Source organism: Psychrobacter aquimaris, assembly GCF_016107525.1.
Taxonomy (GTDB): domain Bacteria; phylum Pseudomonadota; class Gammaproteobacteria; order Pseudomonadales; family Moraxellaceae; genus Psychrobacter; species Psychrobacter aquimaris.
Genome location: NZ_JABASR010000005.1, coordinates 58,305 through 79,681 on the forward strand (window position 1 = coordinate 58,305; position 21,377 = coordinate 79,681).

At 42.8% G+C, this 21,377-nt stretch carries 16 protein-coding genes; 12 read left to right on the forward strand and 4 right to left on the reverse strand.

Annotation, left to right across the window (positions count from 1 at the left end):
• The first annotated feature begins 93 nt into the window (after nt 1-93).
• The 5 genes from JFC10_RS05860 to JFC10_RS05880 all read left to right on the forward strand — a co-directional run bounded on the left by JFC10_RS05860 (nt 94) and on the right by JFC10_RS05880 (nt 3,905).
• On the forward strand, nt 94-1,548 hold the full coding sequence (locus tag JFC10_RS05860) for a hypothetical protein (RefSeq protein ID WP_198332085.1): 1,455 nt from the start codon (nt 94-96) through the stop codon (nt 1,546-1,548).
• Between the two features lie 184 nt (nt 1,549-1,732).
• Nucleotides 1,733-1,969, forward strand: a complete 237-nt coding sequence (locus JFC10_RS05865) for a PA3496 family putative envelope integrity protein (RefSeq protein ID WP_045443968.1) — start codon at nt 1,733-1,735, stop codon at nt 1,967-1,969.
• A 283-nt stretch (nt 1,970-2,252) separates the two neighbouring features.
• On the forward strand, nt 2,253-2,810 hold the full coding sequence (locus JFC10_RS05870; RefSeq protein ID WP_193013416.1) for a YecA/YgfB family protein: 558 nt from the start codon (nt 2,253-2,255) through the stop codon (nt 2,808-2,810).
• Nucleotides 2,811-2,894: 84 nt separating this feature from the next.
• Nucleotides 2,895-3,341: a YbjQ family protein gene (locus JFC10_RS05875; protein ID WP_198332086.1), complete on the forward strand. Its 447-nt coding sequence runs from the start codon at nt 2,895-2,897 to the stop codon at nt 3,339-3,341.
• 60 nt (nt 3,342-3,401) lie between these two features.
• Complete coding sequence (locus JFC10_RS05880) at nt 3,402-3,905, forward strand: YbjQ family protein (RefSeq protein ID WP_198332087.1); 504 nt, start codon at nt 3,402-3,404, stop codon at nt 3,903-3,905.
• A 74-nt stretch (nt 3,906-3,979) separates the two neighbouring features.
• Here JFC10_RS05880 and JFC10_RS05885 read toward each other — a convergent pair whose 3' ends face one another.
• Nucleotides 3,980-5,056: a formate/nitrite transporter family protein gene (locus JFC10_RS05885; protein ID WP_198332088.1), complete on the reverse strand. Its 1,077-nt coding sequence runs from the start codon at nt 5,054-5,056 to the stop codon at nt 3,980-3,982.
• A gap of 293 nt (nt 5,057-5,349) precedes the next feature.
• Between JFC10_RS05885 and JFC10_RS05890 the strand changes: the two genes are divergently transcribed.
• The 5 genes from JFC10_RS05890 to JFC10_RS05910 all read left to right on the forward strand — a co-directional run bounded on the left by JFC10_RS05890 (nt 5,350) and on the right by JFC10_RS05910 (nt 13,201).
• A complete protein-coding gene (locus JFC10_RS05890) occupies nt 5,350-8,319 on the forward strand; it encodes a valine--tRNA ligase (RefSeq protein WP_198332089.1) in 2,970 nt (989 codons plus the stop codon).
• Between the two features lie 165 nt (nt 8,320-8,484).
• Nucleotides 8,485-10,512 (forward strand): hypothetical protein, encoded by a 2,028-nt coding sequence (locus JFC10_RS05895; RefSeq protein WP_198332090.1) that lies wholly within the window; start codon nt 8,485-8,487, stop codon nt 10,510-10,512.
• Between the two features lie 49 nt (nt 10,513-10,561).
• Nucleotides 10,562-11,857, forward strand: a complete 1,296-nt coding sequence (locus tag JFC10_RS05900; protein WP_198332091.1) for a VWA domain-containing protein — start codon at nt 10,562-10,564, stop codon at nt 11,855-11,857.
• Nucleotides 11,858-12,322: 465 nt separating this feature from the next.
• Nucleotides 12,323-12,745: a YbaN family protein gene (locus JFC10_RS05905; protein WP_198332092.1), complete on the forward strand. Its 423-nt coding sequence runs from the start codon at nt 12,323-12,325 to the stop codon at nt 12,743-12,745.
• Between the two features lie 246 nt (nt 12,746-12,991).
• Nucleotides 12,992-13,201: a cold-shock protein gene (locus JFC10_RS05910; protein WP_010201661.1), complete on the forward strand. Its 210-nt coding sequence runs from the start codon at nt 12,992-12,994 to the stop codon at nt 13,199-13,201.
• Nucleotides 13,202-13,459: 258 nt separating this feature from the next.
• Here JFC10_RS05910 and JFC10_RS05915 read toward each other — a convergent pair whose 3' ends face one another.
• Nucleotides 13,460-14,545 (reverse strand): YeiH family protein, encoded by a 1,086-nt coding sequence (locus JFC10_RS05915; protein ID WP_198332093.1) that lies wholly within the window; start codon nt 14,543-14,545, stop codon nt 13,460-13,462.
• Nucleotides 14,546-14,734: 189 nt separating this feature from the next.
• Between JFC10_RS05915 and JFC10_RS05920 the strand changes: the two genes are divergently transcribed.
• Entirely contained in the window at nt 14,735-15,670 is a 936-nt protein-coding gene (locus JFC10_RS05920; protein WP_198332094.1) for a LysR substrate-binding domain-containing protein, read from the forward strand.
• Between the two features lie 211 nt (nt 15,671-15,881).
• Here JFC10_RS05920 and JFC10_RS05925 read toward each other — a convergent pair whose 3' ends face one another.
• Nucleotides 15,882-16,343 carry a universal stress protein gene (locus JFC10_RS05925; RefSeq protein ID WP_087813544.1) on the reverse strand — a complete coding sequence of 154 codons (462 nt, stop codon included), beginning with the start codon at nt 16,341-16,343 and terminating at the stop codon, nt 15,882-15,884.
• 437 nt (nt 16,344-16,780) lie between these two features.
• Here JFC10_RS05925 and JFC10_RS05930 point away from each other — a divergent pair, with 437 nt between their 5' ends.
• Nucleotides 16,781-19,858, forward strand: a complete 3,078-nt coding sequence (locus tag JFC10_RS05930; RefSeq protein ID WP_198332095.1) for an insulinase family protein — start codon at nt 16,781-16,783, stop codon at nt 19,856-19,858.
• A gap of 103 nt (nt 19,859-19,961) precedes the next feature.
• Here JFC10_RS05930 and JFC10_RS05935 read toward each other — a convergent pair whose 3' ends face one another.
• Nucleotides 19,962-21,284: a serine hydrolase domain-containing protein gene (locus JFC10_RS05935; protein WP_198332096.1), complete on the reverse strand. Its 1,323-nt coding sequence runs from the start codon at nt 21,282-21,284 to the stop codon at nt 19,962-19,964.
• Nucleotides 21,285-21,377 lie beyond the last annotated feature (93 nt).

Consider the following 21,377-nt stretch of genomic DNA (forward strand, 5'->3'; position numbering starts at 1 on the left):
AAGATACGTACTGTACAGTTTTTTTAAATTCGCCAAAAAATGAGCGATAGCCTTGTTTTTTAATTTCTCTTCTCCAAAAAAGTTTACCATATCATGACGTATTTAGCGCCGCGGCAAGGGTTGTTTGCCATTATTCTTCTGGTTAGTTTTTGTTTACAGACGTTGTTATTGGTCATCAGCACCGATCAACAACTGAGCAAAAGTCGTGCGTTAAAAGGCGAGCAAATGGTCGCCCAGCTGATTGATGAAGCAAGGTTGTCTTTAGAAAATAAAGACCGTGTCAGCTTAAGCGTCATTGCCAATCGCTATACCAGCGAGCAAGACGTGACACGCATATTGATTAAAGACAATAACGACGATATCTTGGTGCCTGTTGGCAATGCGCCCATGCAGCAAGGTGATACCATTCGTCAGATTGCCACCAATGGCGATTCGGTAATTGGCAGTGTGTCGTTGACGTTAAAAGATATTAGCAAAGGCGAGATTATCGCTATGCAATGGCCATTCGTCATCGGTACGATGCTGCTGCATTTGTTGCTTTGGCTGGTTTATGGTTATCTTGCCCGTCCGACCAAAGAGCAGATCAATGCGCTTAGCCGTGATATTCAAGATTTGCATCGTGAGCAGTATATGCAAATCGATCAGCGCAATTATGATCGTGAGCTTGAACGTCGTACCACGGATTCTGATAGAGAAACTTCGGAGTATTCTGTAGAGAGTGCAACGGATGGGCAGCCAACCAGTGCACGCAAATTGGATGTGCATAGTGAAGTAAATCAGTATTTAAGAACGCAACAAAATCAAGACGCGACAGGTTCTAATAATCAGCCTATCAATGATACAACTGAAGAGCGGACAGAGCATGACGCAGCAGATGGTGCTCAAACTGATATAAGCAGCGCTCATAAATCTGGCAGCGCCTCTCGGTTGTCTGCCACCCGCTCATTTGATAGTGTGAGAGTGCAGATTGTATTTCATGACGAGTTCAATATGCTTGAGCGTCTTGCGCCGGCTCAGCGTTTACCTTATTTAGCATTATGTACGCAGCTATTGAACCAAGCAGTGACTGAGTTGCTTAAGCAGCCTTTATTATTAGGTGTCAGCGCGATGAATGAGCCACGTTTCGATGACACGGGTGCTAGTGTGTTGTTAAAGGCGGACAATAGCCATGCCAAAGTGGCGTTAGCAGGCGTGATGCTTGGCAAGCTGTATTTGATGCTCAATAAAATCATCCATGACAAGCACATTGAGCTAAGCCGCTTTGCGCTACCCGCTAAAGCAGGTGTCAGCGATGATGCGCAGGCGCAAGCAATGACGCAATTATTACACAGTGTTGGCAAAAAAGAGCAAATGCTGATTTTGTTACCCAATGCAGGTCTCAAGCAAATCAGCCACCATGTACAGGTACAGAGTATCATGCGCCCAACAACGGTTTATGAGCGTGAATGTGCCGTGTTTGATGGTGGCAATGATTCGATGATCCAACGCTTAGCGGATGTGCGTAATGCGGTATTGATGATTGAAAGCGCAGATGAGTCGGCTATTTAATGCTACTTATCTTCGCTGATTAATATACAATTGTCTGCGATATTATCTTTATCTTTATCTTTATATCGCCTAAAAATAGGGCGGTAATAATAAAAAGCATTGACAACATGAAGTAGAGACTTTATAAGGCATATATATATTAATGTATTCTTAATACCCTTGCTAAAAATGATAGGAGTTTGTCATGAGTGACGCTGATATTGACGATGATTTTGATGATGATTTTGTCGACGATGATGATGCAAAGATGGTGGAAGAGGCCGAGACGAGCGTGCGTACGCGCTTAAGCAGTCTTGAGAAGCGTCGACTAATCGATAATCTGCTAGAAGAAAAGCGTTTGGCTAAAGAGCTAAAGGATGATCTAGACGATATAGACAATTTCGATGAAGATGGCGATGACTGGGATGATGACGATCTTTAGTCTTTAAACTTAAGTCATAGCTTAATGTGAAAGTGCCCAGTCATTTAAGCCGACTAAAGCCTCTTAATAATGGCGTATTAGCTGATACTGTCAAGCCAATGACATCTCGTTCGTTACTTTTCGACGGTTGCTAGCAACCCGCTCTATACAATGATTCTTACTTTATAAAGGTGGTTTGGGTGCTTTACCGAAACTACCTTTACCTTCAAATTATCCGCTATTCTGCACTTAACCGATCGTTTATGGCATCAGCCGCACTCTATCTTTCAAGGACAATTACATCATGAGTAACCAACTAAGCTTCGATGAATTATTAGACTATTTGGACAACCAAGAGAGCCAGTTTGTGCTTGATAGTGTCGCCGCACATGGTTTTTTGACAGCGACAGTCATTGGCCGTCCATTACCGAACTGGCTGGATGCACTGTTTGAAGGGCATGTCAGTGAAATCCCAGAAAACGTCATCGATGGTATCCAGCGCTGGCGCGACTCTATTATCGCTGAGCTAAAAAACGAGACGCCGATTGAGTTACCGTTTGGTGAAGATGCGGGTGATGAAGAAGTGGCTGTTGATTTTTCAGATGAGTCAGATATCGTTGCTTGGTCAATTGGCTTTGTCGATGCGATGTATGGTGATGAAGCCAGTGATTGGTTTGAAGATGAAGAAACGGCAGAAGATGTGGCCGTCTTGACCTTACCAATGATTTTGCTAAGCGGTATCGATGATGAAGATCCAGAGCTTGCAGAGATGCGTAAAGATGAAGACAAGCTGGCACAAATGGCCAATAGCATCGAAGGCAATTTGACCGAATTATTTTTATTGTTCCATACCAACGATTAGCCTTTTTATCAATATACGGGCAGCGTGGTTTGGTCTATATCCAAGTTGACGCTGTCTATATAACGTCATCGATAAGGTCGTACTATGACTGTGCAACTCTCCAATCTTGAGCATTTGCCCAACTATCAGATCACTGAGCGTTTAGATGTGGTGTACGGCAGCACCGTGCGCTCAAAACATGTCGGCAAAGACTTGTTTGCTGGACTTAAGAACATCGTCGGTGGTGAGTTAACGGCTTATACCGAGCTGTTAGAAGAGTCACGCCAAGAGGCGATAGATCGGATGATTGTCAAGGCAGAAGCCTTGGGTGCAGATGCGGTTGTGGGGTTGCGTTTTTCAACCTCTAGCATCGCGCAGGGAGCCTCTGAATTGTTTGTCTATGGCACCGCTGTCAAAGCCATACCGATGCCGCAGCAAGTCTATCAAACCCCACCAAGTGACTCTCATCATCAGCCTGGTCAGCAGCCAAATCTACAAAATTCTGCACCGACAGCAACCGATGACTTGCCACGTTTCAACCCTTTTGGTTAGCTAACCAAATCTTAAAGCATCGATGCTTTTTTATGATAAGTTTATGACAAGAGACGTGCCATGAATAACTCCCTTACCCAAATGCTTATCAATTATGCACCGTTTATTTTACTATTCGCCGCTGGTTGGTTTTTTGGGTCGCGTCATGAGCGCCAACATCTCGCGCAGTTAAGCATTGCAGAGCAAGAATTAAGCCATATTATGGTCTCAAGTGAGCGCTTTTATGTGCCGAAACTTGCTGCCAATACTGAAGGTGAGCTGGTGCTTGGCAGCGTGGTCATTGCCCAAGATTATTTCAAAATGATTATCGCTCGGGTATTGAGTATCTTTGGTAAAAACTTGACCACTTACGAGACCTTGCTCGACCGTGCCCGCCGCGAGGCTATTGTACGGATGCGCACTGAAGCGAAGGCCAAAGGCTATAACCATATTTATGGATTACGCCTTGAAGTCAGCAATATCAATCAATTGGGCAGCATGGTCGAAGCCATTGCCTATGGTACAGCGGTTATCAGTATCGATAATACCAGTCATGCGACTACTGCTCTTCAATTCTCTATCTAAACGACGCCTGTCACCCAATCATTTATTCCATAACCTGCTTAAATACTCTTTAATTCGATTGTATTGGACAACAGCTAAAAGCGACGACCGTTTATTTTTTTTCTGGCATCTGCTCTGTCATTGGCGGTTTGTTCTTTTACTTTTTCGACATCGAATAAAAACGTACGATTTTTTAGTACCGCGACAAACACCACGCCACCGACGGTATTGCCCACCAATATCACCACTAAAAACAGCAAGTAATTCCATAAGCTGACGGTATTTCCATATAACAAAGCAGAAAATATCTCGATATTGCCAACGATACTGTGATGCAATCCTAAAAATCCGATGCTACCAGTGATAATAGAGACTAAGACAATACGGCTAAGTGTGTCGCGTGCTGAGGTAACAAGCCATGCGGTCATTCCCATCATCCAACCCGCTAATACCGCACTACCAAAGATAACCCACCACTCAAACCCCAAAATATGCTCAGCATAAGCGTCAATATTACTCACACTAAACAGCTGCATATTTAAGCCCAAACCAATCATTAAGGCGGCAAACAAACAACCACCAACGATGTTGCCAGCGATCACAATGCCCCAAAGGCGTAGCAGTTTGGTTAATGGCTCTATACCATTGAGGACAGGAAGGCTTAAAAGAGAGGTTTGCTCGGTAAATAATAGCGACTGACCAATGACCACGATAATAAAGCCGATTGGGTAAAGTAGGGAGGCGAGCACAATCGCATAGTGACTGGGTAACACGCCACTGAGCAGCGCGAAAGCGGATAAAATCATAAAAAAACTGATGCCAATCTCAAGTCCAGCGGTAAAAGCACTGGTAAATAGTGAGCCAAGTGAGCGCTCAAAGGTTTCTTTGGCATCCATTGCTTGCTCTACTAAAATGCTGGCGTGGCTTTTTGCCTGACTCAAATTGTCATCATTGGCGACTTTTTTGATGGTTTCTTTGTCTTCTTCGCTAATATCCTCAGAAAAATCTTCGTCTTCCAAACTTTCTGTCGCATCGGTATCATCTGGCATCTCAGTCTTGCTAACGTCTTTATCTTCAGCAATAGATGGTTGATTAACACTATTATCAGTCAAGCGCTTATCGGCTATTTTGTCAGCTTCAGAGTTGCTTTTATGCTCGGTATCTTGGGACAAGGTCGGCTCACTATTGATTAGATAACGTTTTTAGTATTTTTTAATATAAAGATATCAGTGCTATTTTAGCGCATGACAGTGGCGGGTTCTGTTGAGCATTTAACCGATTGGGGTTATTAATTGTTCAATAACGTCATTAAAAACTACCTTCAGGCTTTATAAATTGCCTTACCATCTAACAAAATCTGCCTATCTGCGTTAAAATCACTCTATCAATGATATTTCCTGTTTTTATAGTGTTTACGCTATCTCATTTTGACCACATTCATTATCAACAATAAGATCACCCTATTATGAGCAATCCTAATACCGATACCAGCATTGATAGCAATGCTAAGACCAACCTGACCCAATCAATCCAAGCTGCGCTAAGCCAGTTAGAAAATGCGTACAATCCTGCACAAGTCGAAGCAGGTATGTATCAAGGCTGGGAAGAAAGCGGCTATTTTCAGCCGACTTTTGACAAAGACGAGTCATTTTCTATCGCACTACCACCGCCGAACGTCACTGGCTCGCTACACATGGGACATGGTTTTAACAATGCAATCATGGATGCGCTCACACGTTATCATCGTATGGATGGTGACAATACGCTTTGGCAGCCAGGTACGGATCATGCAGGTATCGCGACCCAAATGGTTGTTGAGCGTCGTTTGGAGGCGCAAGGTATCAAGCGCCGTGATATGACGCGTGAAGACTTCATCGATAAAGTGTGGGAATGGAAAGAAGAGTCGGGCGGCAATATCACTAGCCAAATTCGCCGTTTGGGCAGCTCGGTTGATTGGTCACGTGAGCGCTTTACCATGGATGATGGTCTGTCTAATGCGGTAAAAGAAGTGTTCGTTCGTCTGTTCGATGATGGTTTGATTTATCGTGGCAAACGTCTAGTGAATTGGGATCCAAAATTCCAAACCGCATTATCTGACCTAGAAGTAGAAAATCATGATGAAAAAGGCAGCTTGTGGCATTTCCGCTATCATTTCACGGATAAAGACTTAACGACCCAAGATGGTAAAAACTATCTAGTCGTTGCCACCACACGTCCTGAAACGCTCCTTGGTGATACTGCTGTTGCGGTCAATCCTAGCGATGAGCGTTATGCGCATTTGGTCGGCAAAACCATTACTCTGCCAATCACTGGTCGCGTCGTGCCTATCGTCGCTGATGATTATGTCGAAAAAGACTTTGGTACAGGCTGTGTGAAAATCACGCCTGCTCATGATTTTAACGATTATGAATTGGGTCGTCGTCACAGCTTGCCATTGATTAATATCCTTGATGAGCGCGCCAATATCCTACCAGCGATGGAAGTTTATCCTGACTTGCAAACGCGTGAGCCAGAATTAGAAACCACGCCAAGCGAGTACGCAGGACTTGAGCGTTTTGCCGCTCGTAAGTTCCTCGTGGCGCAAGCAGGCGAGCAGGGCTGGCTAGAAGATATCGAAGACTACGCACTAAAAGCCCCACGTGCTGAGCGTGGCGGTACGATCGTTGAGCCGTGGTTGACCGATCAGTGGTATGTCGCTGTCAAAGAGCTTGCCAAGCCTGCGATTGACGCGGTAGAAGACGGTAGCATCGAGTTCGTCCCTGCGCAGTACAAAAACATGTATATGTCGTGGATGACCGATCTGCAAGACTGGTGTATCAGCCGTCAGTTGTGGTGGGGACATCGTATCCCTGCATGGTATGACGATGCGACGGGTGAAATCTATGTCGCCCGTGACGAAGCGGAAGTGCGTAGCAAGTACAGTCTCAGTGACGATATCGTATTGCGCCAAGATAATGACGTGCTCGATACATGGTTCAGCTCTGGTCTATGGACGTTTAGTACGCTTGACTGGGCAGACGTCAACGCCGATCCACGCGTGATGGACACCTTCCACCCAACCAGCGTGTTGGTGACGGGTTTTGACATTATTTTCTTTTGGGTTGCCCGCATGATCATGATGACCATGCACTTCGTGAAAAACGAAGATGGCACGCCGCAAGTACCATTTAAGACCGTCTATGTGCATGGTCTGGTACGTGATGGCAATGGTCAAAAAATGTCAAAATCTAAAGGTAACGTCTTAGATCCGATTGACCTCATCGACGGTATTGAGCTAGAAGCGCTGGTAGAAAAACGCACCAGCAATATGATGAATCCGAAAGACGCGGCCAAGATTGAGAAGCAAACGCGTAAAGAGTTCCCAGAAGGCATCCCAGCTTATGGTACAGATGCACTGCGCTTTACCTTTACCTCGCTTGCTAGTACTGGTCGCGATATCAACTTTGATCTAAAGCGTGTCGAGGGCTATCGTAACTTCTGTAATAAAATCTGGAACGCCAGCCGTTTTGTCCTCATGAACTGTGTCGATGGTGACAGCAATGCCAAGCCTATCGATCAAGCGGCGAATCCCGACGTATGGGAATTACCAGAAAAATGGATCATGAGTCGTCTGAACTCTAGCATCAAAGACATTCATCAGCATTTCGCTCAGTATCGTCTCGATATGGTCAGCCAAGATATCTATGAGTTCATCTGGAACGAGTACTGTGATTGGTACGTTGAGCTTGCCAAAGCCAGCCTAAATGATGACTCAGTGTCTGACGAGCGTAAAGCGCAAATCCGCTATGTACTGCTGCACGTGCTAGAGACGGCGCTACGCTTCACCCATCCAATCATGCCGTATCTGACGGAGCAAATCTGGCAGACCATCGCCCCGCTACTCGGTCGTAAAAACACCGATAGCATCGTGGTCGCTGACTATCCACAGACCGATGATAGCCAAATCAGTGAACAGACTGAAGCGGACATGGCATGGCTACAAGAGCTAATCGCGAGCGTCCGTAACATCCGTGGTGAGATGAAACTGGGCAATGCGGTACGTCTGCCAGTGCTGCTACAAAACGTCTCTAGCGACGAAGAAGCGCGTCTATCCCGTATCAAAAACCAATTCAAAGCGCTTGCCAAAGTCGAGAGTCTAGAGATCGTCAAAGAAGGCGATGAGGTGCCGCTATCGTCATCGAGCATGGTTGGTCAGCTACGTGTACTCGTACCGATGAAAGGTCTAATTGACCCTACGGCTGAGCTGGCTCGTTTGGGTAAGTCATATGATAAGTTGAAAGGTCAAGCGGAAGGTATCGCGCGTAAGCTCGGTAATGAAGGCTTTGTCAGTAAAGCACCTGCGGAAGTGGTCGATGCTGAGAAGGCGAAACTGGCTGAGCTAGAGGGGCAGTTGACGGCGATGACGGCGCAGATGGAAGAGTTGAAAGCGTTGTAATTTAAAAGATAGATATCTATATTAAAAAGAACGCTATCACGATTGTGATGGCGTTTTTTATTGTCTACTGCTTAGTTCTCTAATCAACTCTTAGTACTGCCAAATACTAAATATTTGTGTGCTATTATTCTAAAATTCAATATCATTTGCAAACAGGGCGCTTGTATGGCATACGTATTTCATAAGTTAGAAGAAAAAATATTTAAACGTTGCGATGAAAAATTATTGAAAACATTAACGTACTTTTATAATATTAGTTACAAAAAATGTAGTAAATATAAAGAATGTATGAATCCAGTTTTTGAAAATCTTGGCGAGTGCGCATTACACTGTTCAAGCACTAACATTACTAAAAAAAATAAGAATAAGCACGAAAGACACTTCAATTTACTGTTAAGAGAGTATATTTTCTATATGATAAGAGGGTTGGTTTTCGAGAATGATTTTAAAGGTATTCCAGATTCGAATTATGTGAAAAGTATTCATTATAGTGTGATGAAACCTTCTATTTTTATTGAAAACAAAAAGCTAAAAGATATTTTAAATTCTAAAGATATTTGCATTAAAAATATAATTTTTCCAAGTTCAACCATCGGTTTTCATAGTTGTGATTACATATTAAAAGAGTTCAAGAAAATTAAATTTGAGAGTTGTATTTTTAATGACAATCTAATAGTTGAAAAAAGTTGTAGGTATTATGAAGATTGTACTTTTAATAAGAATATAGAGATAAAGGCAGATACGGAGTATCTTTATACAAAAGATAAAAAGGATGTAAATTATGATCCTGCTCTTTCTTCATTAGATGAAGATGAATATAGATATAAGGAATGTGTGTTTGAAAAGGATGTTAGTATATTAGGGCAGGAAAAAATTAATTATATATATTATAAGTTATTTAGAAATTGCGATTTTAAAAAAAATGTAAATATAGAAAATATAAAAATAAGAAGTGATCTTATTACTATTTCAAATATATTTGAATACATAAAAATTATTGGTAATAAATATAAGTATAAAGAATTAATTTGTAAATATAAAAATATTTATTCTCTAAATGATATATTGATAAAAAATTGTAATTTTGACAGTAGTTTTAAGTTTAATGGTGTAGATTTAGACTATATAGAAAAAAAAGATATGGATGACTATAATGTAAATCTATCAAATGAAATTAAAGATATATTTAGTATAAACAGTCTGATTATTAAAGAAACTAAGTTTAATGAAAAATTCGAGTTAAAAAATTGTACAGTGATAAATATTAATTTCGAAGATTCAAATATAAAAGGTATTTTCGATGTATACAAGAGTTTTTTTGTAAAAGCTAGGTTCTTTAAAAGTATTTTTGAGGAATTCGCTGCATTCGAGTATGTGGTTTTTGGTGATGGATTTATAAAAAATAAAACAGATTTTATCTATGTAACTTTTAAGGATTTTTCTAACTTTAGGGATACAGATTTTAGATCAGGTTTAAATTTTTCACGGGCAAATCTGAAGCAAGATCCTAATTTCTTAAATGCTATATTAGATGAGAATTTGACAGATAGAGAAACATTAAGAATAATAAAAAATTCATTTGAAAAAGTAAATAACAAGATAGAGTCCAATAGGTTTTTTATTTATGAGATGAACTCTTATAAGCAAGAAAACGAAAACTATATTTCTGATGGTTTAACAAAATTCATAGTTAGCAAGAATTCTTTTTTTGCTATATTTTTAATGTGTATAATGCTCTTCGTATATTTTGGGTTTGGTCTTATAGCTACACCTATAATATTACTATTAATTGTTTTTAGAGTTGTTTTTAAATCTTCTTTAGGCTTGATTTTTACTTATATGATTTTAATGGCAAATCAATCTATATCAGGGTTTGGCAAAAGCTATATAAGGCCTATTGTAATATTCTTATTTTCGATAGTTTTTTATACCTATATTTTGGAAGTGCATAAAGGTATTTTTAGTGAGAAGCCGGTATCAGAGTACATTGTATCACTGAGAAGCTTTGTAACAAAAGACTGGTTTGTGTCTCTATCAGAGTTTTTGAATGCTTGTGCCGCTAATGTCCCCTTATTCAGTAAAGCACTTGAAAAGAAAAGTGGTGTAGAGTTTATCAGTCTAATATTCTTTATCTGGTTTGGCATACTTACATGGCAAATAATAGTTTCAGTTAAAAGAAATACGCAGCATTAAACAGTAGTATAGAGTTCTATAATAATATTTAATTTGTATAAGGAACACCATGAACCATCTCACCGTCGGACAACGCGCGCCTCTAATCAACCTTGCTATTGACGATACCGCACCCATCACGCTCAAGTTCACTCGCCAAAGCCCGATAGAGACGGACATCAGCTGCTTTGCCTTAGACGCAGCGGGCAAACTGATCAATGATGATTATATGGTGTTTTATAATCAGCCAACCTCACCTTGCGGGCAAATCAAGCTCACCCATTACGAGTCGCAGCCAACGGCAAATAAAGGCATCCAAGCCGAGTTTGAGGTTAACTTATCCAAACTGTCAGCGAATATAGATAGCTTGTTTTTTGTGTTATCAGCCGACACGCCGCTGAATCAAATTCAATCGTTAGAGATTGGCATTTGGCAGCAGTCGCAAAAAACGCAGGCAGAATATCAAGCAGCCGATTTTGCACAGCAGCAAGCCAGTATGTTGATGCAGCTTTATCGTAAGAGTGGCGTTTGGCGGGTTTCTAACGTCGCGCAAGGCTTTAATGGTGGACTTGCCGCCATCGTGCAGCACTTCGGTGGTGACGTAGAAGAGAGTAGCCCGCAAGCAGCAGAGGTAACCGCAACGCCAGTTCAAGTAAAACCGTCGTTAGAAAAGGTCATGCTAGACAAAGCACCAAAACTGGTTAACCTCGCCAAAAAAGCCACGATATCGCTTGAGAAACGCCAATTGCAGCAATTAACCGCAAAGGTAGCGTTGGTGTTAGACGCCTCAGGCTCAATGAACAGACAGTACAAAAAAGGCCGCGTGCAAGAGGTGGTCAACCGCATATTGCCATTGGCAGTGAACTTCGATGACGACCAAGCGCTTGACTGCTGGGCTTTTGCCCGAGATCCGCAGTATTTGGGCGAGATTGGGCTGAGCAACTATGACGGTTTCATTGACAACGCGCATGGTGGCTGGCGCAAATGGGCACTTGGCCCACGTATCAACAATGAAGCCGAAGTCATGAAAGCCGTGACTGAGTTTTATCAAAAGGACGGCTTAGATGTGCCTATCTACGTGCTATTTATCAGTGATGGCGGGGTGAATGACAATCGCGGTATCACAAGAGTTATGACGGAAGCGGCGAAACTCCCAATATTTTGGCAGTTTGTGGGCTTGGGTGGTCGTGGTTATGGCATCCTAAAAAAACTAGACGACATGACAGGGCGCGTGATTGATAATTGCGACTTTTTTGAATTAGATGATTTAGACGACATTAGCGAAGAAGCCTTGTATGAAAATATGCTAGAAGAATTTCCAAGCTGGCTAAAAGAAGCACGCGAGATAGGATTGATAGCGAAATAAATTAGGATAGTATCTTCAACAATAAGACCGTTTATAGTTTAGCTATGAGCGGTTTTTTATTGCCAAAAATTCAGTCAAAGGTTGTGAACTCACTTACCCAACCACTAACCAAAAATACTTATTAATAGCAAAAACCTTGTAAAAATAGTCTTGTACCGTTCTGAGTGATATTGCATGCTTAGCTACCTATATAGGCATAGGCAGTTATATAGAGGATCATCTCGTTTAAAAATTTAGCTGTCTAACTTTTATCGAATATTAGGGCGTGTCCTCAATTCAATCGATATTCATCTAAATGGGTTAAAAATGGCTAAATCTTGCCAAACGGCGTTAAATAGCTGACTAATATCTCGATATTATCTGCGCTATTTTCCTTGTTTGACTGCAATTTATCTCATTTTTATCACCATTTTTAAAATGAGGACACGCCCTAGCCCCTCCATATCATTCAATGACAGTATTTTTATGAGCCAACACAAAAAAGCCTTTTATTATCGACCCAAAACCAATCAACATAACAGCCCAACGGTGCGTTGGACGTTTGTCATACTGGGCTGGCTATTTTTTGTATTGGGTATTATCGGTGTGTTACTGCCCGTCATGCCGACCGCGCCTTTTATATTATTGGCAGCGGGTTGCTGGGCACGTAGTTCGCGACGCTTTCATTTTTGGCTGATCAATCATCGTTATTTTGGGAAGTTTGTACGCGATTGGGAAAATAATCACGCGGTGCCACTCTATGCCAAGTGGCTGGCGACAATAATGATGACTATTTCAACAACGATGTTATTTTTTAACATTCCCTCCGATATGATATGGCTAGCATGGCTGGTAGCCACGGTTTGTAGTGGGGTTGCGGTCTATTTATTCCGTTTGCCAAATGCCTAAAAATCAGTGTAATAAGGGTAAGAAATAGTGAAAAATTGCCGCCAGTTACACGAAACATGAGATAAGACTTGCGATATTGGGATGTACCCCTTATAATACGTCCAAGCTTAAGAGCAGTTCTGCACCAAATCATTACCTCGTAGTATTAGTTATAATCCTTCGTTTTAATATTTATCGTTCAGTAGCTATTTGCAAGCGTTACCGGTCACTAGGCCATTAAATAAATTTAAAAGTAGGATTATCAATATGTCAGATACTCAAAAAGGTACAGTTAAGTGGTTCAACGAAGCTAAAGGCTTTGGTTTTATCGCTCCAGAAACTGGCGCAGACGTTTTTGCTCATTACAGCGAAATCACTGGTTCAGGTTTCAAAACTTTGGCTGAAGGCCAAGAAGTTGAGTTCACTGTAACTCAAGGTCAAAAAGGCCCACAAGCCCATAACATCGTTGCTATCTAATCTGTCTTTATAGACAATTAGAGCAAGATGAAAAAAAAGCGAACCTTCGGGTTCGTTTTTTTTCGTCTACGATTCAATATAAGCTATTTGCAATTAAAGCTTAATATCTATAACGCGGCTTTATGTTAAGTGGCTTTTGAATCAGACGATAAACCAAAAATGCCGACGACTAGCATATAGCATAGTCGTCGGCATTTTCGGTTTATATAGTTCATGGCAAGGATGATAACGAACGGCAAGGATGTTTGGTAATTTAATTTAGCCAAGCAAGCTAATACCAATATTAATCAATCCACCGCCAACGATCAGCCAAGCGAACATAATCGCCCCTAAGATAAGGGGTTTAACGCCAGCTTGTTTAATAGCGCCCAAATGCGTGGTTAAACCAAGCGCAAACATCGCCATGGTGAGCAGCACATCGTCTAGCATCACCATACTACGCTCAAAGCTTGCGGTCATCGGCACCCAAGTGTGTAGTAAGACGATGGCAATGAATATAAAGGCAAACCAAGGGACTTTGACTTGTTGCACGCGATTCATGAATGACGTTTTTTTGCCATGGTCGCTGCTACCTTTGGTTAAGGCAAACGATAAAATAAGTAAAAAAGGCGCAAGCATCATGACACGTATCATCTTGGTGACAACAGCTGTGTCACCTACTTCAGGGCTGACTGCGTTACCAGCGACGACGACTTGTGCTACTTCATGAATGGTGGAACCGGTATAAATCCCGTACTGTTGAGTATTTAGCCAAGGTTGCAACCAACCAAGATGGTATAAAAACGGATAGAGCAGCATCGCAACCGTACCAAATACCACCACTGTCGCCACGGCAATAGTGACTTTGTGTGCTTCCGCTTTGACCACAGGCTCTGCTGCAATCACCGCGGCGGCACCGCAAATGCTTGCGCCTGACCCAATCAATAGCGTCGTTTGTTTATCGACTTTTAACCATCGAGTACCTATCCAATAGGTGAGTAAAAAGGTTGATGTTAATACTAAGGCATCGCTCATCACTGCAGACAGTCCGACACTTGATACTTGGGTTAGGGTTAACTTAAAGCCATAAAACATGATGGCGAGGCGCAATATTTGACCTTTGGCAAATGCCACGCCAACATTTAAGCGCTCAGCAAGGTTAGGATAGACGGTATTACCCAGTACCATACCAATTAGAATGGCTAAAGTTAAAGAAGACAAGCCAACGATACGTCCATCTGTCCATGTGTTTACGCTAGTATTGAGCCATAAGCAAAATAAGCTACCAATCAGCACGACGATAAGCCCTGCTAGATGGCGGCTGCGTGGAAAGTAGTTATTAATTGATTGGGTCAAGGCGTACATGACTGGCTGTCCTATTGTCTATAATCGAAATAAGCATAAGCTTATGAATAGACATTATAAGACAGACTAATTTATAATAAAAACAGATTAATAAGATATAAGTTATCGATTTTTTGGGTTAATTAAAAGCTTTTGGATTAAAAAGGTAGTTTTTAGGTTGTATCAATAGGATAGGGCGTCAGAGAAATTATGAAAAAAGCCATGCAGGTATTACCAAAGATTACCCTCAAGCAATTATCGGTGTTTGTCAGTATCTATCAAACGGGTAGCACCAGTCGTGCCAGTGAAGTGCTGCATTTATCGCAGTCGGCGGTCAGTAGTGCGCTGACAGAATTAGAAGCAAGGCTGCAAATGCCATTGTTTGAGCGGGTCGGGCGCAGGCTTAATCAGCACCCAAACGCTCATCCTATTTATATACAGGCGCAAGCTATCCTAGGGCAGGCTTTGACACTGGAGCATTATCATAAGCATCAGGCAGGGCAGATTCATATCGGTGCCAGTACCACCATCGGTAATTATGTACTGCCGCCGCTGCTTGCCAAGCTATATGCGGCGCTACCCGATGCCCATATCGATATGTATATCGCCAATACTCAAGAAGTGGTCAGCGAGGTTGAGCAGTTAAATATTGATATTGCGCTCGTAGAGGGTATGCCGCGCCCCACAGATATGAAAGTCATTGAGCAGCGTGCGTGGCGGACAGATACCTTGATGGTCTTTGCCAAGCGCGATAGCAAATGGTTGACAGACATGGCAGCGTATAACGATGCGGATAATTGCTACGAGCTTAGCATTGCACAACTGGCAAAACTGCCGCTGTTGGTACGAGAGGCAGGGTCAGGTACACGGCAAATTATCGATGAGCAGCTGCTCAAGCATTTGCCCGATGCTGAAATTGTCATGGCCATCCAGCAATCGGAAGCTATTAAGCATATGGTGAGTGCAGATATTGGTCTTGGTTGTTTATCGCAGCATGTCATTCAGGCAGAGCTGACAGCAGGAGCGCTGGTACAAGTAAAAGTAGCGGGCATCGATTTGTCGCGAACTTGGTGGCTAGTGTGGCATAAAGCCCGCCATCAAAGCCCGATTTGGCAAAGTTTTATTGATATTTTGACAGAAGATTAACCGTTCATGGTTCATAGGAGAGGTCTTAATAGTCAGCTTTTATAGTGATAAGCGGCTAACAAAAAACGTCCCATAGCCATTACTATAGGACGTTTTATAACATGTTATGTTTAGCTTGTAATATAAGCGGCTCGAGTTAGCTCATTAAAGCTAAGCTACCTTTACACTTAAGCCTTTTCCACTTAAGCATTCTTTAATTAAAGGTGGTCGCTTATTTATTAACGGGCTTATCCAGTCTCACGACTAAGCTATCGCATGGGACGTTAGGCAGGATATTATCTGCCGTCGCGCCACTGAGCCAAGCTGCGATGCCATGGCGTTCATGACGACCGATGACCAGCAGATCAACGTCATGCTTGTGGCAATAGTTGACGATGCCTTCACTGTTAGAGATGGCAGTGGTCACTTCAGAATTCACCGCATGTAAGTCATTACGGTCCAAAAACTGTGCCAATTTGGCGCGCGCTTCCTGACAGCGTTCATCGTCAATTTCGTCATATAAGCTGGAGGCTGGCACCAGCTCATAACCGAAGCCGACCATGGTATCTTTAACGATATGCAATACCGATAATTTAGCGTTAGGACGATTCTCGACGATACGTTTGGCCTTTTGGGCGACCACATCAGCATCGGACATTAAGTCGGTGACCAATAAAATATGTTCGTAACTCATGAGCGGCTCCTTGTGACAGATAATTTTAACTATAGCACTACTGATGGCTGCTGTTAAGTAAGCTTTGAGTTCACTTTGTGAAAATCCGACTATCTGTCGTATTGATCATCTTTATCACTACAGTATCTTGACTTATGAAGGTGCGATCCCCATCTAATTCCGTTAGGCAAATTCTTTTTAATTTATACCGGCGCATTGCCGTCATTTAAAATGATGCACTGGTACATGCCATTAAATTTGAATGTTACTCATAGGTTAATCACAATAATACGCACAATATTTTTATATGAATACCATATAAAAAAGACCCTACGATAAGTATTATATTCACTATTTATCTCTTGTTTACCCCGATTTTATGTTATCGCTACTGGCTAGATTTGGTCATGGATAGCACATTTTTCTAAATAAAATTGGGGCAATCCATAAGGAAAATTATGACCGACACGTTATCTACTACTGATCTAACTTTGCATCCTGCCTTTGAGCTGATTGAACACCGCCACATTGAGGCGCTGTCGATGGACGTATTGATAAGCCAACACGTCAAAACAGGCGCAATGCATTATCACTTGGCACATCCGAGTGATGAAAATGCCTTTTTGGTTGGTTTTCGTACTCAGCCAATGGACTCAAAAGGTGAGGCGCATATTTTAGAGCACGTGGCTTTATGTGGCTCTGAGAAGTTCCCCGTTCGTGACCCGTTCTTTTCGATGATTAAACGTTCGCTCAATACCTTTATGAATGCGATGACTGCTGCCGATTGGACGGCGTATCCGTATGCGACGCAAAATAAAAACGACTACTTTAATTTACTTGCCGTTTATCTTGATGCCTCATTTTTCCCGAATATTCATCCGCTGGATTTTGCCCAAGAAGGTATCCGCGTTGAGTTAGACGAAAATGAAAAGCCGCAATTTAAGGGTATCGTATTTAATGAAATGAAAGGCGCAATGAGTGGTGAGATTGACCAGTTGTATCATACGGTCGCCCATCATCTATTCCCAACGACGACGTATCACTATAATTCGGGAGGTGATCCTGCTGAAATTCCTGACTTGACGCATACTGAGCTGGTTGAATTTCATCAGAGCCATTATCATCCCTCAAACAGCGTGATCATGAGTTTTGGTAATATTCCAGTCGCTGAAACCCAAGCAAAAATCCATGAAGATGCTTTGATCCAGTTTGAAGCGGGTAAAAAACACGTCTCACGTCCAGAGCAGCGTTTGTCTGCACCGATTAGCGCGGTTGATACTTATACGGCTGATGAAGCAGGCCCCGATCAAACGCATCATGTGGTGGCGTGGTTATTACCATCGATTACTGATCCGAAACAGCGTTTAGCCTTGCGTTTATTGGAAGGGGTGTTGGTTGAGCATGCTGGTTCGCCGCTGCGTGCGTATTTGGACAGCCATCCACTCGGTAAAGCGCCAAGTCCGCTACTAGGGCTGGATGACAGTCACTATGAAATGGTCTTTTATACAGGTCTGCGCGGTTCAAACCCTGAACATGCTGAGGCTGTAGAGCAGGGCATTATTGACTTACTCAGTCAAGTAGCGAGCCAACCGATTGATGATGAAACCATCGAAACCATCTTGCATCAAATCGAGATTGATCAGCGCCATATCGGTGGCGATAGTATGCCTTATGGTCTAAATTTAATGCTAGAAGGCTTTAGCACTGCCATTCATGATGGTAATCCTATTGATGTATGGGAAGTTGACGAGCACCTGCAATGGCTACGTGAGCAAGTAAAAGATGCGCAATGGCTACCGAATTTAATTAAAACCCATTTGCTTGATAATCAGCATCGCGTCCGTGTCACTCTGACGCCTGATAGTGAAAAGTCAGCCCGTTTGGCAGCAGCTGAGCAAACCCGTCTTGATACCATCGCGATGGATTTGACCGCGGATGATAAAGCTATCTTAAAACAACAAGCGCTTGATTTGGCCGCGCGCCAAGCAGCGCCTGATGATTTAAGCTTATTGCCAAAAGTTGGTTTAGAAGATGTCCCAACGGATATTAGCTTTAAACAAGGCACGCAAAAACAGGTGAATTTGAGTGGGCAAGACAGTACCTTATTTGAATATGAAGCCGGTACCAATGGTTTATATTATTACCAAGTGATTGTGCCGTTGACCGATGCGATTGGTAATGAGGATACAAGCGAGCTACCCGTTAATGAAGTGATTAATCATCCGCTACTGCCTATTTATTTAAGCTTATTATCTGAGCTAGGTACGGATTCGCTGAGCGCCCATGAAATGCAAGCCAAGCAAGCAGCGCATTCATCAGGCGTGACTGCCAGAATCAGCCAACGTACCAATATCGATGATAGCCAAGCGATTAGTAGCTATTTCGTCGTGGCAACGCGCGCGCTAAACCGTAAACCTGAAGCGATTGATTTGCTCAAAGAAGTGATGGAACACAGCGTCTTTAGCGAGCATGACCGTATCAAAGAGATTTTGCAGCAACGTCAAGCAGGCTGGCAATCAAACCTTGCGGGTTCAGGACATTCATATGCCATGCAAACCGCCAGTCGTGGTATGAGTCGTCAAGCGCAGTTAGAATATGTGCGCAGTGGACTGCCAGCATTGAACGCGTTAAAAGAGTTTTTAACCCATGCCAGTAACGACGATGCGCAGTGGGATAAGCTTGCAACCAGTTTGATGGAATTACATCAGCGTTTAATTAGCTTGCCTAAGCATGCGGTTATCATCTGTGAAGCGGAGCAAACCGAACGCTTAAGCAATTTGATTGTTGATAGCTGGCAAGACAGTCAAGCGCCGAAAATTGCAGCGCAGTTAAATAGCTCTGATAAAGATATTGAAGATAATATCCCAAGAGAATTTGCTGAGTTGCAACTTGATGCGGCGTTAAATGGTGAAAAAGACGCGGTTAAAGTGCTAGAAAGTGGTGTGGCGCTTGATGTTGAAGACTTAGCTTGGTTGATGCCGACTAATGTCTATCATAACGCCAGTGCTTATACGGTGCCAGCGGCTGATCATCCTGATACAGCTGCTTTGATGGTACTAGCGCCTTATCTGCGCAATGGTTATTTGCATAGCGCCATTCGTGAGCGTGGCGGTGCTTATGGCGGCGGTGCGGGCTACGATGCCAATGCTTGTGCCTTTAAATTCTTTAGCTACCGTGATCCGCAGTGTGCTGAGACTTTTGCGCATTTCGATGCCAGTATTGAATGGCTATTGAATGAGCCGCAAACGGACGAGCAGTTAGAAGAAGCCATCTTAGGGATTATCTCAGGTATGGATAAACCAGGTTCACCAGCAGGTGAGGCGGTTAAAGCCTGCTTTGCTGATTTGCATCATCGCGGTGTCGACTGGCAGCGTAAAATGCGTGCGGCAATATTGGCCGTGACAGTGGCTGATTTACAGCGCGTCGCCAAGCAATATTTACAAGGGCAAAAGCACGTACGTGCGGTACTCGCGCCTTATGATAAAGAAGCAGCAGTACAAGACCTTGGCTTTAATGTTTGTAAAATCAAAAGCTAATTCACTTAAAGTTTACTGACTGAATTGCTATATAAAAAACCGCCGCTTTCACTATTTATAGTGGAAGCGGCGGTTTTTATTTTTCATCGTTATTTTTAAGCCGTTACTTTTTTATCAAGTAATTTGCCAATGCTTTATAAGCGGGGAGTGAGGTCGGGTCGATTTTACTGTTACTGGCGTCTGGATATGATGCAAAACGTACAATGACCATATCAGCTGCTGGATCGACATAAATGGTTTGACCGTGGACGCCGCGTGCCGCATAGACGGGTGTGGGATTATTGAATAACCACCACATGCTTGTGTAGCTGCCATTATTGAGCTGTTTATAATCTGCTTTAGCAAAAACGCTTTTATCACCGCCTGCTTCGATATGATCAACGACCGCTGCTGGGAATAAACGCTTACCGTTAATCTCGCCTTTATTAAGCATCAAGCTACCAATGCGTGACATGTCATGCAAGCCTGCACTGAGACCGCCGCCAGCAAACGGCGTACCTTTAGCATCGACAGTCATATACGCGCTTTGTTCGGCGCCAATTTTTTGCCAGATGCGCTCAGAGAGTAATGTATTCACCGCTTTACCAGTGGTACGCGAAATAATCCAGCCTAATGCATCGCTATTGATGGTTCGATAATTAAATTCTACCCCATGTTCGCCTTTTTTCTTGACTGTTTGTAGGTACTCAAAATAGCCATCAGGTCCGTTATAATCTTTCGGCTTTGGTAATGGGCTTGCAGCTTCTGAATACTTCCATATATCGGCATTAGGGTCGGCGTAGTCTTCGCTATAATCGAGTGCTGTCGTCATATCCATGACTTGGCGCACGGTCGCATCACCAAAGCCGCTATTTTTTAGTTCTGGAACGATAGAAGCAACCAGTGCACTATCATCAAGCTGACCTTCGGTGACAAGGATTTCTGCTAACAGCCCAGTCATGGATTTGGTCATCGACATCGCCGCATGTTTACCTAGCTCATTAAGGCAGCCGTTTTGGCGCTCGTATACCACCTTACCATGATGCATGACCATAATGCCGTCAGTATAATTGGCATCCAATGACTGCTTCCACGTCATTAGGCGCTTACTGCCAGTGGGTGTAAAGGTGATGGCATCAATATTTTTGTCTAAATCGTAGCTAAGCTTGGAGGGCGCGCCGATACCGCGACTGACGTCAGTGGTGGGCATCAATTCGCGAATATGACAGACCGTCCAGCGCAGCTTTGGAAAACTAAAAAAATCTGAAGATGGTTGCATTATCAGTTTATCTTTGGGCGGCGGAAAGCCTTGCATCCATCCAAGCGTTTGTGGGTCTGATTGTTTGGCAGTTAGCGGTGTGTCATCTGCATGGCTGGGCATACTGGATAGAGTCATGGCGATGGTCAGCGGTAAGAGAGGCAGGGAGCGTTGTAATAAAGTTAGCATGGTATATTCTCACAAGTCGGATCAAGCAGTTAATTGCAGACAATAAAAAACCATTGATAAGAGACAACACTAAAAACTTAGCATAATTCTTAT

What these genes read in the sequence shown, in the direction of transcription:
- JFC10_RS05860 (WP_198332085.1), top strand. Translation starts at nt 94, where the DNA reads ATGACGTATTTAGCGCCGCGGCAAGGGTTGTTTGCCATTATTCTTCTG.
- JFC10_RS05865 (WP_045443968.1), top strand. Translation starts at nt 1,733, where the DNA reads ATGAGTGACGCTGATATTGACGATGATTTTGATGATGATTTTGTCGAC.
- JFC10_RS05870 (WP_193013416.1), top strand. Translation starts at nt 2,253, where the DNA reads ATGAGTAACCAACTAAGCTTCGATGAATTATTAGACTATTTGGACAAC.
- JFC10_RS05875 (WP_198332086.1), top strand. Translation starts at nt 2,895, where the DNA reads ATGACTGTGCAACTCTCCAATCTTGAGCATTTGCCCAACTATCAGATC.
- JFC10_RS05880 (WP_198332087.1), top strand. Translation starts at nt 3,402, where the DNA reads ATGAATAACTCCCTTACCCAAATGCTTATCAATTATGCACCGTTTATT.
- JFC10_RS05890 (WP_198332089.1), top strand. Translation starts at nt 5,350, where the DNA reads ATGAGCAATCCTAATACCGATACCAGCATTGATAGCAATGCTAAGACC.
- JFC10_RS05895 (WP_198332090.1), top strand. Translation starts at nt 8,485, where the DNA reads ATGGCATACGTATTTCATAAGTTAGAAGAAAAAATATTTAAACGTTGC.
- JFC10_RS05900 (WP_198332091.1), top strand. Translation starts at nt 10,562, where the DNA reads ATGAACCATCTCACCGTCGGACAACGCGCGCCTCTAATCAACCTTGCT.
- JFC10_RS05905 (WP_198332092.1), top strand. Translation starts at nt 12,323, where the DNA reads ATGAGCCAACACAAAAAAGCCTTTTATTATCGACCCAAAACCAATCAA.
- JFC10_RS05910 (WP_010201661.1), top strand. Translation starts at nt 12,992, where the DNA reads ATGTCAGATACTCAAAAAGGTACAGTTAAGTGGTTCAACGAAGCTAAA.
- JFC10_RS05915 (WP_198332093.1), bottom strand. Translation starts at nt 14,545, where the DNA reads ATGTACGCCTTGACCCAATCAATTAATAACTACTTTCCACGCAGCCGC.
- JFC10_RS05920 (WP_198332094.1), top strand. Translation starts at nt 14,735, where the DNA reads ATGAAAAAAGCCATGCAGGTATTACCAAAGATTACCCTCAAGCAATTA.
- JFC10_RS05925 (WP_087813544.1), bottom strand. Translation starts at nt 16,343, where the DNA reads ATGAGTTACGAACATATTTTATTGGTCACCGACTTAATGTCCGATGCT.
- JFC10_RS05930 (WP_198332095.1), top strand. Translation starts at nt 16,781, where the DNA reads ATGACCGACACGTTATCTACTACTGATCTAACTTTGCATCCTGCCTTT.
- JFC10_RS05935 (WP_198332096.1), bottom strand. Translation starts at nt 21,284, where the DNA reads ATGCTAACTTTATTACAACGCTCCCTGCCTCTCTTACCGCTGACCATC.